Origin of the sequence: Paenibacillus sp. FSL F4-0097, from assembly GCF_038593125.1 — a bacterium.
Classification (GTDB): Bacteria; Bacillota; Bacilli; order Paenibacillales; family Paenibacillaceae; genus Paenibacillus_AQ; species Paenibacillus_AQ odorifer.
In genome coordinates this window covers 4,288,641-4,305,081 of the sequence record NZ_CP151965.1, presented here as the reverse complement: position 1 = coordinate 4,305,081, position 16,441 = coordinate 4,288,641, and the positions used below count along the sequence as shown (strand labels likewise).

15 protein-coding genes are annotated in these 16,441 nt (G+C 41.6%); 13 read left to right on the top strand and 2 right to left on the bottom strand.

Features of this window, described 5'->3' with window-relative positions:
- Positions 1-36: 36 nt before the first annotated feature.
- The 10 genes from murQ (at position 37) to MHH86_RS19255 (ending at position 11,009) form a co-directional block, all read left to right on the top strand.
- Positions 37-942, top strand: a complete 906-nt coding sequence (gene murQ, locus MHH86_RS19300) for an N-acetylmuramic acid 6-phosphate etherase (RefSeq protein WP_042129111.1) — start codon at positions 37-39, stop codon at positions 940-942.
- A 57-nt stretch (positions 943-999) separates the two neighbouring features.
- Positions 1,000-2,454 carry an extracellular solute-binding protein gene (locus MHH86_RS19295; protein WP_036688723.1) on the top strand — a complete coding sequence of 485 codons (1,455 nt, stop codon included), beginning with the start codon at positions 1,000-1,002 and terminating at the stop codon, positions 2,452-2,454.
- Positions 2,455-2,558: 104 nt separating this feature from the next.
- Entirely contained in the window at positions 2,559-3,461 is a 903-nt protein-coding gene (locus MHH86_RS19290; RefSeq protein WP_036688721.1) for a sugar ABC transporter permease, read from the top strand.
- An 18-nt stretch (positions 3,462-3,479) separates the two neighbouring features.
- Positions 3,480-4,340, top strand: coding sequence for a carbohydrate ABC transporter permease (locus MHH86_RS19285; protein WP_036688719.1), 861 nt, complete (start codon positions 3,480-3,482; stop codon positions 4,338-4,340).
- Positions 4,340-5,560, top strand: a complete 1,221-nt coding sequence (locus MHH86_RS19280; RefSeq protein ID WP_076143793.1) for an anhydro-N-acetylmuramic acid kinase — start codon at positions 4,340-4,342, stop codon at positions 5,558-5,560. Before MHH86_RS19285 ends, MHH86_RS19280 begins: the two co-directional genes overlap by 1 nt.
- Entirely contained in the window at positions 5,561-6,532 is a 972-nt protein-coding gene (locus MHH86_RS19275; protein ID WP_342479383.1) for a GNAT family N-acetyltransferase, read from the top strand. It begins immediately after the preceding gene.
- Positions 6,533-6,534: 2 nt separating this feature from the next.
- Complete coding sequence (locus MHH86_RS19270; protein ID WP_076316284.1) at positions 6,535-7,242, top strand: PIG-L family deacetylase; 708 nt, start codon at positions 6,535-6,537, stop codon at positions 7,240-7,242.
- Positions 7,243-7,340: 98 nt separating this feature from the next.
- Positions 7,341-8,483 carry a DUF1343 domain-containing protein gene (locus tag MHH86_RS19265; RefSeq protein WP_076316285.1) on the top strand — a complete coding sequence of 381 codons (1,143 nt, stop codon included), beginning with the start codon at positions 7,341-7,343 and terminating at the stop codon, positions 8,481-8,483.
- A 17-nt stretch (positions 8,484-8,500) separates the two neighbouring features.
- Positions 8,501-10,063 (top strand): glycoside hydrolase family 3 protein, encoded by a 1,563-nt coding sequence (locus tag MHH86_RS19260; RefSeq protein ID WP_076316286.1) that lies wholly within the window; start codon positions 8,501-8,503, stop codon positions 10,061-10,063.
- A 28-nt stretch (positions 10,064-10,091) separates the two neighbouring features.
- Positions 10,092-11,009 (top strand): BadF/BadG/BcrA/BcrD ATPase family protein, encoded by a 918-nt coding sequence (locus tag MHH86_RS19255; RefSeq protein ID WP_076100313.1) that lies wholly within the window; start codon positions 10,092-10,094, stop codon positions 11,007-11,009.
- Positions 11,010-11,105: 96 nt separating this feature from the next.
- On the opposite strand, the gene MHH86_RS19250 is transcribed toward MHH86_RS19255, so the two are convergent.
- Positions 11,106-12,314, bottom strand: a complete 1,209-nt coding sequence (locus MHH86_RS19250; protein ID WP_076100315.1) for a GNAT family N-acetyltransferase — start codon at positions 12,312-12,314, stop codon at positions 11,106-11,108.
- Between the two features lie 328 nt (positions 12,315-12,642).
- On the opposite strand from MHH86_RS19250, the gene MHH86_RS19245 reads away from it, so the two are divergent.
- The 3 genes from MHH86_RS19245 (at position 12,643) to MHH86_RS19235 (ending at position 15,533) form a co-directional block, all read left to right on the top strand.
- The gene (locus MHH86_RS19245) at positions 12,643-12,837 is read left to right on the top strand and encodes a hypothetical protein (protein WP_249267671.1); all 195 of its coding nucleotides are present in this window, start codon (positions 12,643-12,645) and stop codon (positions 12,835-12,837) included.
- Between the two features lie 407 nt (positions 12,838-13,244).
- On the top strand, positions 13,245-14,333 hold the full coding sequence (locus MHH86_RS19240) for a DUF1648 domain-containing protein (RefSeq protein WP_076179945.1): 1,089 nt from the start codon (positions 13,245-13,247) through the stop codon (positions 14,331-14,333).
- 210 nt (positions 14,334-14,543) lie between these two features.
- Entirely contained in the window at positions 14,544-15,533 is a 990-nt protein-coding gene (locus MHH86_RS19235; RefSeq protein ID WP_076179944.1) for an aldo/keto reductase family protein, read from the top strand.
- A gap of 8 nt (positions 15,534-15,541) precedes the next feature.
- Here the strand turns inward: MHH86_RS19235 and MHH86_RS19230 are convergent, their stop codons facing one another.
- Positions 15,542-16,441 (bottom strand): LysR family transcriptional regulator, encoded by a 900-nt coding sequence (locus tag MHH86_RS19230; RefSeq protein ID WP_076316288.1) that lies wholly within the window; start codon positions 16,439-16,441, stop codon positions 15,542-15,544.

Sequence of the window (16,441 nt, the reverse complement as noted above, 5' to 3'; positions counted from 1 at the left end):
AATGACAGATTAAGGCTGGGAAGAAGGAGGATGGCTATGAATGACTACCTTGCGGGATTGACAACAGAGGCTGTGAATCCAGACACATTAATGATTGATGAATGTACTACGGAAGAAATGATCCAGTTAATGAATCAACAAGATGCACTAGTCCCCAGAGCTATAGCTGAGGAGATTCCGCAGATTGCAAAGGCGGTAGATATTCTACATCATAGGTTGTCTAATGGTGGAAGAATGTTTTACATAGGAGCTGGCTCATCAGGAAGATTAGGTGTTCTGGATGCTTCCGAATGTCCTCCTACCTTTGGTACAGATCCTTCCTTGGTGCAGGGCTATATTGCTGGTGGTGATATTGCTTTGCGTACTGCGGTTGAAGGCTGTGAAGACGATATGGATGAAGGGATCGCATTAATCGAAAGCATTGGTGTAACAAACAAAGATGTACTTATTGGGATTTCGGCAAGCGGTAGTGCAAACTACGTTATTGCAGCTTTAGCGAAAGCAAAGGAACTTGGAGCAGCCACTATCGGTGTTTGTAACAACAGAGGCTCAAAGTTCGAACCCATTGTAGATGTTTGTATAACACCTGTTGTAGGACCTGAGGTCATTAGCGGTTCGACTCGATTAAAGGCAGGAACTGCTCAGAAGTTGGTGCTTAATATGCTGACAACATGCACAATGGTCAAGTTAGGAAAAACGTACAACAACTTGATGGTTGATCTGAAGGCTAGTAATTTTAAGCTCGTAGATCGCTCGATTCGTATCATCATGAACACGACTGGTGTAGATACATCAACCGCAGCAGAAACACTTGAAAAAGCATCTATGAACTGTAAGCTGGCAATTATGATGATTAAATCGGGGTTAGATGCAAAAGAAGCAGAACAAGTACTTAACACAAACGGAGGACGCTTGAAACAGGCAATCGCATCATTGGTTTAGGTGTGAAAAGTGGAATAACAGGATGGATGCTATTAATAATTGAGGAGGCTGTTTTCGATGAAAAAAAGATCACGTGGATTAACTCTGTTTTTGTCAGGAATCATGATGGTATCACTATTATCGGCTTGCGGAGGAAACGGAAATAACGCTCCAGCTTCTACAGATTCCGGTAACACAGGAACTAGTAACGGTGGTTCTGAGCCTAAAAAGGATACGATTACAGCACTTTTACCTCCGATATCAGCGAACTATCAAACACGTTTTGCTGATATGGAAAAAGAATTTAATACACTACATCCTAACTTGACTTTGAAAATCGAGCCAGCGAGCTGGGAAGATATGACGCAAAAACTTGATACTCAAGTAAATGCAGGTTCTCCTCCAGATATTGCTTTTATCGGTGCTTCAGGAATTTCGAAATATGCAGCACTTAATGTACTAATCGACCTTAACGGTGCCCTTTCTGATGAAGCCAAGGCAGATTATGACGAAGTTCCATTGAAATATTTCCAACTAGGTGACGCTCAATACGGCCTACCAGCGTATATGGAAATCCACACTATCGGTGGTAACAAACAATTCCTTGAAGAAGCCGGAATTGATTGGAAAAGCATTCAACAAAACGGTTGGACTTATGAAGAGTTCCGTAATGCAATTTCTAAAGGCGTAGTGAAAAATGATAAAGGTGAAACTACTCGTTATGGTTTCGTGTTCGCAACATCTGGTGTAGCATCTAAAGACTATCTAGCTATTCTTGCTAAAACTGCTGGTTTACCAGATTACTTCGATAAAGATCTTAAATATACGTATACAAGCAAAAACTTCTTGGGGCTACTTACATCTATTCGCGAAATGATCAACGATGGTTCTATGCCTAAAGAGCTAAGCTCTATCGATGCTGGTAAACGGTGGAACATGTTCCTAACGGGTCAAACGATGATCACAGGTAAAGGTTTATCTGCATTTGAAAACTCTGCTCGTCTAAACAATGAGAAGATTAAAGCGAACGATGGTTCAGCTGTTGCAGATTCTATTGAAGTTGATTATATTTCACTTCCAGTCCCAACATTCAACGGTGCCGATTATGTCCCTACTTCAATCGTTGATGGTTATATCGCACTTCGTGGTAAAAAAGCTCCATCTGAAGAGCACATCAAAAATATTGCCCTAGCAACGAATTTCTTGTCTTCTGGTTCAATTGCTGCTAACTACAGTAATGAGCTGTTCTTATCACCAATTACTGAATCTGCACGTAATGCAGAAGTACTTGAAAAATTCCCTCGTAACGAAGATAACGTTGCTGCAGGTAAAGCTATGATGGCAAAAGCGCTTCCGGCTCGTACAGATATTCCTACTGATCTGGCTGCTGAAGCATTAAAAATTGAAACAGAAGTTATTATTCCTAAACTACAAGCCTTACTTGCAAATGAGATTGCTCCACAAGAAATGTATGATGCAGTTAAAGCAGCTGCAATTAAATCTTTCGGTAAAGATGGTATTGTAGTTGACTAGTCTGTCGTAGGCTGACATGTGAAAGCTGTGCGTAGCTAGAACGTACAGCTTTCCTTCTAAATTAGCTAGAGCTTGTACTGTTTTTAGAAGAGAGGTGCGACCCAATGAATCAAACGTTGACTAAAAGAAAAAAATTGAAACTCGAAAGTGACTCAGGTTGGGGATACGCGTTTATCGCAGTAGCACTTATTGCGTTTTCTTTATTTACCGCATATCCAGTCATCAATGCTTTTATTATCAGCTTACAAAAATATGGTCCATTAGGATCCACTTTTGTCGGCGTGGATAACTTCGTTAACTCTTTTTCAGATGAACTTTTCTGGAAAGCGCTGAAAAATACGTTAGTATATACGCTATTAACTGTTCCATTTAATATTCTTCTATCATTTTTAATTTCAATTTTGATTATTCCTTTCAAGAAAAAAACACAAACGATCTTTAAGGCACTATATTACTTGCCAGCCGTAGCATCTGGTGTAGCGCTTTCTGTTGTGTGGCTGTGGATCTTCGATCCGTTAAAATCAGGTATTGCCAATAAGCTCGTAAGTTTTTTAGGTATTGAAAATCAAAACTGGCTTGGTTCCAGCGCAACTGCAATGTTCTCACTTGTGTTAATGTCATGGTTATCAAGTCATGGTACAGCAATTATTATTTATATAGCCGCATTACTCGCTATTGATAACAGCTATTATGAAGCAGCTGAAATTGATGGCGCGTCTTTCCTGCAAAAGCTTTGGTTTATCGTTGTCCCTTTCCTTAAGCCAACAACGCTATTCCTACTTGTTACTGGTGTTATCGGTTCCTTCCAAGTATTCCAAAACGCTTATCTTATGACAGGCGGTGGACCAGACCATGCAACAACAATGGTAGGTTTGTTAATATTTAACAATGCGTTCACATATTTTGAGTTTGGTGAGGCAGCGGCACAATCATTAGTTCTAGCAGCGATTATCGGATTTATCTCATTCCTTCAATTCAAGTTTATAGGTAAAGATGTAGAATACTAGGAAAAGGAGCAGAATACTATGGGTTTGTACAATAATAGCTTAAGAAGCAAAGGGTATCTGTTTATACGTAATGGTGCAAACATTACGTTCCTTATCCTATTTGCCGCAGCTACCATATTCCCGATATACTTTATGGTCATCTCCTCGTTCGGTGATCCGGTAGAAGCTGGTGCAATGAGCTATTCTATCCTACCATCGAAGATTTCATTTGAATCTTATAAATTCTTCTTTAACTTCAGCCCACATACATGGGACTGGTTATTGAACTCCTTTATAGTGGCAGCGTGTATCACGGTATCTAACGTATTTTTTGCTACACTTGCTGGATATGCTTTTGCAAAAATGAAATTTAAAGGGAAAAACATTTTGTTCGCTATTTTGCTGGGATCTATGATGATTCCTGTTCAAGTCACTCAGGTTCCACTATATATTTTGATCGTAAACATTTTTGAATTACAAAATACGTACACAGCGTTGATTATGCCGAGCATAGTAACGGTATACAATATCTTCTTGGTTAAGCAGTTCATGTCCTCCATTCCAGGTGAAATTATTGAATCTGCTAAAATCGAAGGTTGTTCCCAGCCTAAAATCTTCTGGTATATCATTATGCCTCTATCTAAAACAATTATGGCAGTACTAGCAATCCTAACGTTCATGGCGGCATGGAATGACTTTTTCTGGCCGTTCCTAGTAACGAATACGATGGATATGCAAACCATTCAGGTCGGCTTGAAAAACTTTCGCTTTGCGAATACAACTTACTTTGCACCGATGATGGCGGGGGCAACCATTTCAGCAGTTCCAATGTTTATTTTGTTCTTCAGTTTACAAAAATACTTCCTTGAAGGGGTAACAGTTGGAGCGGTGAAAGGTTAATGGACAAACAATCAAAAGTTGATGCAACATACTTAGTTGGCTTGATGTCAGGTACATCAGTAGATGGTATTGATGCAGCAGTAGTTAAGCTTTTCCCATCAGCCGAAAAAGAGCATGGAGTAGAGATTGAATTACTGGCTTTTGAAAACACACCTTTTGAGGTGCAAGTTAGAAACTCCATATTTGAGCTTTTTGATCCCGCTAGCGCTACGATTGATAAGGTTGGCGCAATGAATATGTGGCTTGGCGAATTATACGCCCAAGCCACATTATCCGTTATAGGGAAATGCGGCCTTTCGCCTTCGCAAATATTCGCAGTAGGTTCGCATGGTCAAACAATCTATCATGCTCCGGAAGAGAATGTTATGGGCGGCTATAATCTGCATTGTACTGTTCAGATTGGGGATGGTGCAGTTATCGCCAATCGCACAGGAATTCCTTGCGTATCAGACTTTCGAGTTGCTGACATGGCAATGGGTGGACAAGGAGCTCCGTTAGTACCATTTACCGAATACTTATTGTTTAACAATCCAGAGAAAACAATTCTGATGCAAAATATTGGCGGAATAGGCAATGTGACTGTTTTGCCTGTAAATGCCTCACAGGATGAGGTATTTGCTTTTGATACGGGTCCTGGAAATATGATTATCGATGGCCTTGTATTGCAATTATTTGCACCAATGACCATGGATGTTGATGGCGAAATTGGTGCGGGCGGTCAAGTGATTGATGAGCTATTGAAATGGATGCAGCAGGATAAATATTATACGATGCCGTTACCAAAATCGACAGGCAGAGAACGGTTTGGCCAACAATACGTGGCACAAATTATTGAAATGATGAAGGTTAATCACTGGAAAGCAGAAGATGTTGTTGCAACAGCTACGTACTTAACTGCCTGGAGCATCGTCGATAGCTATGAACGGTATATTGCACCGCAGCATCAGGCTGAGCAATTGTTAATTGGCGGCGGTGGAAGCTATAACAAGACGCTTTTGCGTGATTTACAGCACTTATTTGCACCGCATAACGTGCAGGTGCTGACGCAGGAGGATATCGGTGGTAATAGTGATGCTAAGGAAGCAATTGCTTTTGCTCTGCTAGCGTATTACACGATGGAGCGCTTACCAAACAATATCCCGCTAGTAACTGGAGCTTCACAGCCAGTAGTAATGGGCAAAATTTCCTGGCCCTATATTGGACGTTCACAGGAGGCTTAAATGATGCAAATCAGAACCTTTTCAATTGAAGATCACTCTGCAGTTGTAGAGCTTTGGAATCGTGAGGCTACAAAATATGATTATAAGCCATTTACAGAGCGAGAGTTTCAAGATACATTCATCGACCATCCTTATTTTGACGCTGACTGTATATGGGTAGGCTGTGACGAAAAAGGGATTGTTGGTTTTGCAGCTGGCTGCTGCGGTGACGATCTCCCTCTTGGAGATGTGGCGGGTTATATTACGAGTGTTATTATAGATACCCATGTGGCTTCTCTGGAGCTTTACGATGCTTTTCTATTGCGTTTAGAAAAAAGATTCCAAGAACTTGGGAAAAGACAAGCGGATGTATTGTTTTTCAACCCTGTTAAGCTGAAGTGGAGTATACCAAGTGCACCTCAGCATGAGCATAATAATGCCCCGGGCATCAGTAAGGACCAGCCATTATATGAAGCTTTAATTGCTAGAGGCTACGAAGATCGAGCGAGGCAATGCGGCATGTATTTAAAACTCGGAAGCTTTATAGTTCCCGAAGATATTTTAGATAAGGAAACCAATGCAAATAGCAAGGACTATTACATTACTTCCTATGTCCCTGATTTACATACAGGGCTTGAAGCAACGCTTGCTGCCCTGCAAAATCCGCAGTGGAAGAAGGATGTTGTTACTTATGTGAAGGTTGGCGCACCACTTGTAGTAGCTGTGTACGGCAACGAGGTTGTGGGCTTTGCGGGTCCAATTATTTCGCAGCCTGATGGAAGAGCATTTTTTTGCGGTATCGGAGTGCACCCAGAGCATGAGGGTCATGGCCTTGGCAGTGTATTATTTTTCAGAATGGTTGAAGCTTTTCAAAATGTGGGCTGTCAATATATCTCTCTATTCACTGGAAATAATAATCCGGCTCTTCGAATCTATCAAAAAGCGGGCTTTACTATTGAAAAACAATTTTCTATATTGCGGAGGGAACTTTAAAGATGAGCGAAAAATTCACAGTATTAGCAATTGGAGCGCATGTTGGTGATGTGGAGCTAGCTTCTGGTGGTGTGCTCGCTAGTCATAGTTTAAAGGGAGATCGCATTGTGACACTAGCGTTAACTGCGGGTGAACGAGGGGTCCCGGCAGGACAGGATATGAAGGAATATCGTCAGCAAAAAGTGAAAGAGGCACAGGTTTTTGCGGATATGCTAGGCGGTGAAGCCATTGTATTCAATGATTATTGTGACGGAGAGTTGCCTGACAATCAAGAAATTCGTATGGAGGTTTGTGATGTAATTCGTCGCGTGAAGCCTAACATTATTATTACACACTGGAAAAACAGTATGCATAAGGACCATGCGCTAACGCATCATATCGTAAATGATGCCCGTTTCTTCGCAAGTCTATCATCCTTTGAACGAGCGCTCCCCGCGCACTTTGCAGCAAGATTATATTACTCCGAAAACTGGGAGGATGCGGTTGATTATGTCCCTTACGTATATGTGGATTTCGATCAAGCGGCATTTGATCTATGGATAGATGCTTTAAGCAAGCATTGGTTTGTGACGAATAGCAAATCTTTCAAATACATGGATTATTATAAAGCACTAGCAGTTGTTCGCGGCTGTGAAGCAAGAAAGACATATGCAGAAGCATTTATGGTGCCAGCTGAAACGGTGAAGGTTAGGCAGTCTAGTCTTTGGTAACTATTCAACTAGCTAAGAGGGAGTGTTTCTATGTATAGCAGGAAACATTCCCTTGTTCTATCCATTTATGCGAAAAAGCAGCTAGGAGGCAGCTTCATATGGTGTTAAATGGGATTGATTCTATAACGAATTATCGTTATTTGTTCGAAGGTAAGCGCGTAGGATTGATTACAGCGCCGACAGGTCTTACGAAGGATTTTGCATCAACGATTACTATATTACATGAAAATTTTAATCTTGCTGCGATGTTTTCACCTGAGCATGGCGTTCGCGGAGATTTGGATGCAGGGGCAGTAGTAGACACTTACATGGATCCTTTTACGAATGTTCCAGTCTATAGCTTGTACCGTAAAGACTCCAAGCGTTTAACAAAAGAAATGCTGAATGAAGTAGACATCATTGTATACGATATTCAAGATGTTGGTGTACGCTATTACACATTTATTTATACGATGCTATATGCACTTGAAGATTGTGCAAATGCAGGTGTGGAATTTGTTGTTCTTGATCGTGTTAATCCGCTTAACGGGGTAACGGTAGAAGGGAATGTCTTGAAGCCCGGCTTCAAATCATTTGTTGGAAATTACGAGCTAGCCGTGCGATACGGCTTAACAGCAGGTGAGGTAGCAACGATGGCAAATGATCAAATGAATTGGAATGCATCGCTGCATGTCGTTCGTTTGGAAGGCTGGGAACGGAGCATGTCCTTTCCGGATACAGGATTAACCTGGGTTCATCCTTCACTTGGAATACCACGATATGAAACGGCGTTATTATATACAGGAACATGTTTATTTGAAGGCACAAACTGCTCCGAAGGACGTGGAACAACGTTCCCTTTTGAAATGATTGGTGCTCCGTTCATTCAAGCGCAGCAATTGGCAGATGAGATGAATGCAAAAGGTATCCCGGGTGTGCTTTTTCGTCCAGTTCATTTCAAGCCAACGTCATCTAAACATTGTGGCGAGCTATGCGGCGGGGTACAAATTTACATTACAGATCTCCAAGTGCTGAGGCCTTTAGAAGTTGGGGTAACCTTATTATTTACGATAAGAGATTTGTACGAGCAATTTTCATTCCTGCCTCCTGTGAAGGAGGGCTCTCGTCCATTTATCGATTTGCTGGGGGGAGACAACATGTATCGTACGGAAAATATGCAAGCCAAGCAGCTGCTTGAACAGTTTGCAGCGGAAAGCAAGCAATTTGCAGAAATAACACAGCAGTATCATTTATATCGCTAGAGGAAGGTGAATAATTGATGAGAACAATAGAACATATGAGCTTGCGCGAAAAGATTGGACAAATGTTCGTAACAGGCTTCCCTTCAACCGAGATCACTCCTGAGCTGAAGGAAGTTATTGAGCATTATAAAGTCGGCAATATTATTTTATTCTCACATAATATCGACAATAAATATCAATTAGGCGAGCTTGTTACTGAGCTGCAGCAATGGTACATGACACATACTGGTATCCCGGGTTTTATTACGATCGACCAAGAAGGCGGTCGAGTCACTCGTATGCCTAAAGACGCGACCAATGTTGCTGGAGCCATGGCAATTGCTTCTTCAGGACGACCTGAAAATGCGTATGCAGCAGGCAGAATGACTGCCAGAGAATTGAAAGCATTAGGTATTAATTTTAATCTAGCTCCAGTTATGGACGTTAACAATAATGCATTGAATCCAGTCATAAATGTTCGTTCCTATGGTGATTCTGTTGCAACAGTATCCCAGTATGGAATTCAAATGATGAAGGGATTGCTCGATGGAGGCGTCATGTCCTCACTTAAGCATTTTCCAGGTCATGGTGATACAAATGTCGATTCACATATTGGCTTGCCTACCATTGAAAAAACACTTGAGGAATTAGAGCAGCTTGAGCTGCTGCCGTTTAAGGCCGCAATTGAGCAAGGCGCTCAAGCGATTATGAGTGCACATATTTTATTTCCGAAAATTGAAAAATCCGGTGTGCCCGGAACTATGTCTCATACCATTATTACAGAGATATTAAAAGGAAAATTAGGATATAAAGGGTTAGTTGTATCGGATTGTTTAGAAATGGACGCGATCAAACGATACTATGGTACGGCAAAAGGAGCGTTAGGAGCTGTTAAAGCAGGTATTGATTTGGTATTCATTAGTCATACTCCTGAGACAGTGAAGGAAGCGATTCATTTGATCGAAGAAGCTGTAGCCACCGGTGACTTGGATGAAGCGCTAATTGATGCAGCTGTTACAAAAATTTTAGCTTATAAAGCACAATATGCGACGATTGAGGAGCTAGATTATGAACTAGTTGGCTGCGATGTACATCGCCGAGCAAATGAGCTAATGCGTACGGAAACGATCTGCCTCATTAAAGGTGAGCTCCAGCCCATTCATACCGGTGACGAGCAAGTGTTATTTATGGGTTCCTATTCATACCGCACCGATCTTGCGTCCAGCAGCTTGAATCAAGCTCTTAGCTTTCCGCAATATATGGGGGAGCATTTCAATACAGCTTATGAGATTATCGGCATTGACCCGAGTGAGGAGCAAATCAACGCTGCGCTGCCAAAGGTACAAGGCTACAAGCATATTGTTATCGGCTTGTTTAATGCGCGTGAAAACAAAGGTCAGCTTGCGCTTGTTCAGAAGCTGCTGGCAGCAGGCTGCAAAGTAACGGCCATTACATTAGGTCGCCCGTATGATTTACCGTTAATCGAAGGCGAGTTCTGCGGAATTGCGGCATTTGAGTATACACTTGATGCATTCAAATCACTCCTTCCAATCCTAAATGGTGAGGTTGTACCCACCGCCAAGATTACGATACAGATGTAGATAAAAAGTACAACAAGGGGACATAGGTATGGCATTTATCGTTGGAATTGATGGGGGTGGCACGAAAACAGCTGTCACCATTACGCATGACCAGGAAGACTCTTTATTCACCTTTACTGTAGGGCCTATTAATTATAACGGTGGTGATGCTGATGCTATTGCCGCTTCCTTTGAGAAAATTTTTAGTCAAATGAAGCTCTACTGCAGTAATTTACAAGAAGTTGCTCATATATGTATAGGTGCGGCAGGAATAAGTAATCCGCTGGTCATCAATTTTTTGGAGCAGCATGTGAGAAATAACGGTTATATCGGGCCATTAACGATTACTGGCGATCAAGAAACCGCATTATACGGGGCACAAAATGCGATGCAAGGCATCATTCTCATTGCCGGTACAGGATCGATTTGCTTTGGGGTCAATGAAAAAGGAGAGCAGCATCGCACAGGAGGTTTTGGTCATCTGATTGATGACGAGGGAAGCGGTTATAGTATTGGGCGCGATCTATTATCCGGATTAGTTCAAGTGGAGGACGGAAGAATAACCGATACGGTCATCCCAGCGATGGTATATGAGCAGCTTGGATTAAGCACTGTGAAAGAGATTATTGGCTTTGTTTATGATAAAAATACGACGAAAAAAGATATTGCGCAGCTCGCACCGATTATGACGACCGCATGCGAGAAGGGCGATGCACATGCAATAGCGTTAGCGGAGAAATGTGCAGCCAATCTATATGAGCTTGTTGTGCCTGTTATTGAACGGCTTAAGCTATATGAAAGTCCGATTGCGATTGCAGGAAGTGTGCTGCAAAAGTCTCGCTTTGTGAAAGAAGCCTTGGAGCGAAAGCTCGCACAGAGCTACCCGCAAACAAAGTTGATTTTGCCGATTAAGGATGCGGCCTACGGTGCTGTCCTGTTAGGAAGATCAAAAAAGAACAACGACTAGTTTTTGTCGCTATGGAAAAATAAGGGTGTGTCATAAGTCCGAGCAGTTGGACTTGCGACACACCCTTATTTTAAAATGGTAGGAATCAAAAATGGCTTAAAATTTATCAGTCAAATAAAACACGGCTTGTTGTTTCGGAAATAGAGCTTGAAGGATGTTAGCGTGCTCAGTACTGTCCTTTGCTGCGCCTGCTTCATTATAGCCGAACATGATATAAGTCATTAGCTCGCGTTCATCTACTTCTATTGAAGTATAGGGATTGGTATGATTACTAGCATCGGAAACAGAAAGCTGCTTTTGCTTATAATCCAAGTAGATACAGTCCTCATTACTGCGAAGTGCAATATGCAGCTCCTGGTCTGCAATTATGTTGCTACGGTTTAGGCGATCTTCTAATTCAGGCTGAAGCTTATGGAAAGTTGAACTGAGATTGATCATTTTCCACATCGCCATATTGATTTGAATTGAATTAGCTTGATGCTGTTGGTAATAGGAATATAGCTTATGGTCCTCTGGGAGCATCGCTAATATTTGCTTTGCATTTTGACGCAGCTGACATAAGGCATGAAACAAAGCTTCAACGCCGTTTTCGGCTTCGTTCAAATACAATAATTCATTAATAAATACTTGTTCAGTATCTTTCTTTTCAATGATGCCATAAGCGACGATTTTTCCATTTCTGCGAAGGAGCAAGCAGTCAACTTTCTTCCATTCCGGCCAGGTCAATAAATCATTCCAATACGTTCTACTTCGGATCACGGTGTAGGTACGATTCTTATTGAATTGTTCATAGATGAAACGGATATCATCGAGATAACAGGCTTCAAAAGGAATGATTTCATCACTGTTTTGCTGCTGCTCCAAACTTGCTGGTTTTTCAATTGCGAAAGCAGTCTCCGGAATAAGTCTCCAGCCAGCCTTTTCATAAAACGCATGCTTGCTAGCCAAAAGCAAGCTTATATCATAATCGGTTTCTTTCATATAGTTGGTCTGCGCATGAAGAATTTTGTGTGCAAGCCCCAGCCCGCGGTAATTTAGATCTGTACCGACACTCCCCATTGCACCTGTTTTCAAGATCGCTTGACCGACTCTAATATGAAACGGGAAAATTTGTACATTGGATGCAATCTTACCGTCTACCATCGCAAACCATGTTGTATCTGGATCATATGTGGTGTCGAGGTCTAATCTTTCTTGGAAAAAAGCTCGGCCTACGGAAAAGCATTCATCTAAAATATCGTAAATCTTTTCAAGCTGCTCTCTAGTTGGATGGTTCATTACGATGATGTTTGGTGTCGTCGTCATCTTTCATTTCCTCCTGCGCCGTAATGTTGGGATAAATTTAATAAATGAAAAAAAACGGTTTTTTTTGAAATTTAATTTCTTAACTTATAGTTTAATGTTGAAAAAAAAATTCGTCAATAATGGAACGTGTGGAATCATAGATAAACCGTTCAAGAAATTTTTGCGAAAAATCGGAAATATTTTCATACCATTGATTCCTGCATTTGTTGGAGCGGGTTTAATTGCGGGGAAGTATGATTTCGCAAATTGAGCTAGACTTAAATGAATTGCCAGAATCAGAGAAAAAGTAGCGGAGTACATTCTTGCAAATGCTAAAGAAGTGCTGCATATGACCATACATGAGTTAGCGACAAAAGCGGAGGCAAGCAGTGCGGCGGTTGTTCGTTTTTGCAGGTCGCTAGGAATAGATGGTTTCCCTGCACTGAAAATCCGATTATCAGCGGAAGTAGAAAATACGCCGTATGTTGGCTATTTTGATGTTGAATCGAATGAAACGGTGCATTCTATCATTGATAGTGGATGAAATGAAGCGTCCTATTTATCGAGCGATTGTAGAGAAATATCTTAATGGAACAAACCTGAGCAAGTACTATATTAAGCATGGAAGGACTTATTTATACTCTGACGCAGTAATCCGCACCATTGCAGATACGAGGCGAGTCCTTTACCTACACAGAATTTCAAACAGATGTACTTGCCATAATTCAGTTGTCAGATGAGGAGCTCTGCGTAGCAAAAAAACTGGATAAATTGTTAATTTCACCCCTATATTCACTAAAATCGATTATAATAAAATTTATGTTCAAGCCGATTACCTATCCTAAGTTAATAGGATAATCATACGCAAAAAGGCATAGTGATGAATCGCCTATGCTATAAGGGTTATAGAGTTTTCAAATACACACTTATGTATAAGAGGAGGCGAATGATATGACGATAATGCCTGTTATAGTAATGATCTTAGTATTTGTACCTGCCATTGTACTCATGGTAAGCATGCCTTATTTAACAAGAGAGACGATTAGTTTTGGGGTCACCGTCAGCCCTGTACAATTCCATAGTGAGCCTCTGCGCCAGATGCGGAAGTCATATGCTAGGATTAGTGCTACCTTACATACCATCCTATTCATTATTTGTATCCTCTGTCTAATATACGGTGATGAACATTCCAAGCAACCAAGTTGGATCATTGTCACTTATTCACTCGCCATGGTCGTAATCTCCCTAGTCATAAACATTAGCTATTATTTCAAAATGAAAAGTTTACTACCTATGCTGCCTATTGCTCTGGAACCATCGATCATGGCAGTGGACACTGGATTTCGGAAAAGAAACATTGGCTTGTCTAATAAATGGTTCCTCATTCATGTTTTAATTATTGTTGTTACTATTGTAAATGTGCTACGCAACTACGATCTGATTCCTGATCAGATTCCGATCCATTACAACAGCAGTTGGAACGTAGACGGCTATGCAGCTAAATCTTATAGTTCTGTGTTTATGCCTACGATCATGCAAGTGTTCATAACACTTTTGTTCATATTTGAGAATTGGAGTATTCGCAGAGTGAAGCAGCAGGTTCAACCCAATGATCCTAACCGTTCCATCAGACAAGACGCAACTTACCGCCGTACTTGGTCATATTTTATGCTTACAGCAAGCTTCTTAATAGTTATCCTGTTTTCCGTCGTGCAACTAAATATGATATCTCAGCTTAACATGAATTTCGCTATCCCTATTATCCTAATCATAATAGCCCTTATCATCCTATACGCCTTGGCCTTAACGTTCTGGGCTGGTCAGGGCGAAAGCCGCTTGGAGCGATCTGCCGATAGCTCCAATGTCAGACCTGTCCATGATGATGATAAATGGCGATTAGGTATGATTTATTTCAATCGCAAAGATCCAAACCTAATCGTCAAGAAAAGGCTCGGAGTCGGCTGGGGATTAAATTTCGGTCACCCAGTAAGCTGGCTGTTTTGGCTCGGAATTATTGTACTGTTAGTTGTGGTGCGGTAACAAGGCTTAGAGGTTAATACTTACTGGAGTATAGACGAAGTTAGAGTTTCGAAACAGAATATTTACCGAAAAAAACGCCTAAAGGGCGTTTTTTATTATCTTTAAGGTTCTCAGTAATATCTTTTTTGAATTAAAGCACATATTAAAGAGTATTTCTCGTATTAATATCTCTTTGTTACAATCAGATTGTTATCTAAAGGAGGGTATAAAATGAACTATCGCAAATTAGGAACGAGTGGCTTACATCTAAGTGAGATTGCTTATGGTAATTGGATTACACATGGTGCTCAAGTGGACAATGATACTGCCCATGCTTGTGTTCACGCTGCATTGGATGTAGGGATCACAACATTTGATACTGCAGATGTATATTCCGATACGAAAGCTGAGATGGTGCTGGGCCAAGCATTAAAAGGAGTGCACAGAGCTGATATCGAATTGTGTACCAAGGTGTGCCATCCCACAGGGACGGGACGTAACGCAAGAGGTCTGTCTCGCAAGCATATTATGGAGGCGTGCCATGCTTCACTGAACAGATTACAGACCGATTATATTGATATCTATTATGCGCATCGCTTTGACGCAACAGTATCCCTTGAAGAGACCTTCTTGGCTTTTTCGGATCTGGTGCGTCAAGGTAAGGTTCTCTATGTCGGGATAAGTGAGTGGACGGCGGATCAGATAGCAGAAGGTGCTATTTTGGCGAGGGAATTGAAGGTGCCATTGGTGGCTAGTCAACCTCAATATTCGATGTTATGGCGCGTAATGGAGACGGAGGTAGTTCAAGCTTGTGAGCGGGAAGGGATTGGACAGGTGGTCTGGTCACCGCTTGCTCAAGGGATTCTTTCAGGCAAATATATGCCAGGGCAACCATTGCCAGAGGGTTCTCGTGCTTCAACAGCTGCGGGCTCACCATTTATGAATAAATTGGCGGGTCAATGGCTTCGGACTGAGGTGCTTGAGGCGATCTCGAATCTCTCTACCATCGCCAGCGAAGTTGGGTTGACGCTTCCGCAGTTGGCTATAGCATGGGTGTTGCAAAATCCACAAGTCTCATCTGCAATTATTGGGGCATCCAAGCCTGAGCAAGTAATAGAAAATGCCAAAGCTGCGGGAGTTCGTCTGGATAGGGAAGTTATGATGCAAATCGATAGGGTGCTAGAAGGACTCGTTGAACGTGATCCTAGAAAAACGGGCTGAATATTATATCATTCACCATTAATAACTTCTGAACTCATTTGTCCTATGATCTCTAGTAACGCGGATAAGGAGGCACGATCGCAATCGGTTCTCCAAGCGGCATAAAGGGGAATCGATGGTGTGCTTTCTTCAAAGGCACGAAATACGACACCTTCGCGCTGAAAAATAGCAACGGAAGAGGGAACAATAGAAACTCCAAGATTAGCGGCTACCAAGTTTACAATGGTGTACATCTGAATGGCTTCCTGTACTACATTCGGATACATGTCGTGTTGGGCGCAAAAGCTCATAATGAGGTCATGAAAAGGAGCTCCTAAATGGCGTGGGAACGATATAAAAGGCTCTAAAGCTAAAGAACGAATGGATAATACCGGTAAATGAGCTAGGTGATGCTGCTCTGGCAAAACGGCAATAAGCGATTCATTGACTAGGGGACGATGATCGATATGTTTGCCCGACTCTGTATAACGTACAAATCCAATGTGAATCGTTCCTTCATGTAAAGCCTGCCACTGCTGAGCAGACGTCATCTCATGTAATGTGAGTTGTACTTGGGGATAACGTTCCCGAAACATTTTTAACATATCAACCAATACTCCACCAGCTGCAGAATCTATAAATCCAATGTTCAAATATCCGATAATTCCTTGATCGACTAATTGTGTTGTTTTAATAGAGCGTTCCAGTTGAGATAGAATGGATTTAGCTTCCTCTAGAAATACCGCCCCCGCTGGCGTGAGCCGAACTTGTCTTTTATTCCGTTCTAATAGTTTCACACCCATCTCATTCTCCAGAGCTTGAATTTGCTGGCTTAAGGGAGGCTGCGTCATATTTAGCTTCTCTGCAGCACGGTTAAAATGCAGTTCCTCTGCTACAGCAATAAAGTATTGTAATTTTTTTATGTCCAT

Coding starts and splice junctions, on each gene's coding strand:
- murQ (WP_042129111.1), top strand. CDS start 37: ATGAATGACTACCTTGCGGGATTGACAACAGAGGCTGTGAATCCAGAC.
- MHH86_RS19295 (WP_036688723.1), top strand. CDS start 1,000: ATGAAAAAAAGATCACGTGGATTAACTCTGTTTTTGTCAGGAATCATG.
- MHH86_RS19290 (WP_036688721.1), top strand. CDS start 2,559: ATGAATCAAACGTTGACTAAAAGAAAAAAATTGAAACTCGAAAGTGAC.
- MHH86_RS19285 (WP_036688719.1), top strand. CDS start 3,480: ATGGGTTTGTACAATAATAGCTTAAGAAGCAAAGGGTATCTGTTTATA.
- MHH86_RS19280 (WP_076143793.1), top strand. CDS start 4,340: ATGGACAAACAATCAAAAGTTGATGCAACATACTTAGTTGGCTTGATG.
- MHH86_RS19275 (WP_342479383.1), top strand. CDS start 5,561: ATGATGCAAATCAGAACCTTTTCAATTGAAGATCACTCTGCAGTTGTA.
- MHH86_RS19270 (WP_076316284.1), top strand. CDS start 6,535: ATGAGCGAAAAATTCACAGTATTAGCAATTGGAGCGCATGTTGGTGAT.
- MHH86_RS19265 (WP_076316285.1), top strand. CDS start 7,341: ATGGTGTTAAATGGGATTGATTCTATAACGAATTATCGTTATTTGTTC.
- MHH86_RS19260 (WP_076316286.1), top strand. CDS start 8,501: ATGAGAACAATAGAACATATGAGCTTGCGCGAAAAGATTGGACAAATG.
- MHH86_RS19255 (WP_076100313.1), top strand. CDS start 10,092: ATGGCATTTATCGTTGGAATTGATGGGGGTGGCACGAAAACAGCTGTC.
- MHH86_RS19250 (WP_076100315.1), bottom strand. CDS start 12,314: ATGACGACGACACCAAACATCATCGTAATGAACCATCCAACTAGAGAG.
- MHH86_RS19245 (WP_249267671.1), top strand. CDS start 12,643: ATGACCATACATGAGTTAGCGACAAAAGCGGAGGCAAGCAGTGCGGCG.
- MHH86_RS19240 (WP_076179945.1), top strand. CDS start 13,245: ATGACGATAATGCCTGTTATAGTAATGATCTTAGTATTTGTACCTGCC.
- MHH86_RS19235 (WP_076179944.1), top strand. CDS start 14,544: ATGAACTATCGCAAATTAGGAACGAGTGGCTTACATCTAAGTGAGATT.
- MHH86_RS19230 (WP_076316288.1), bottom strand. CDS start 16,441: ATGGACATAAAAAAATTACAATACTTTATTGCTGTAGCAGAGGAACTG.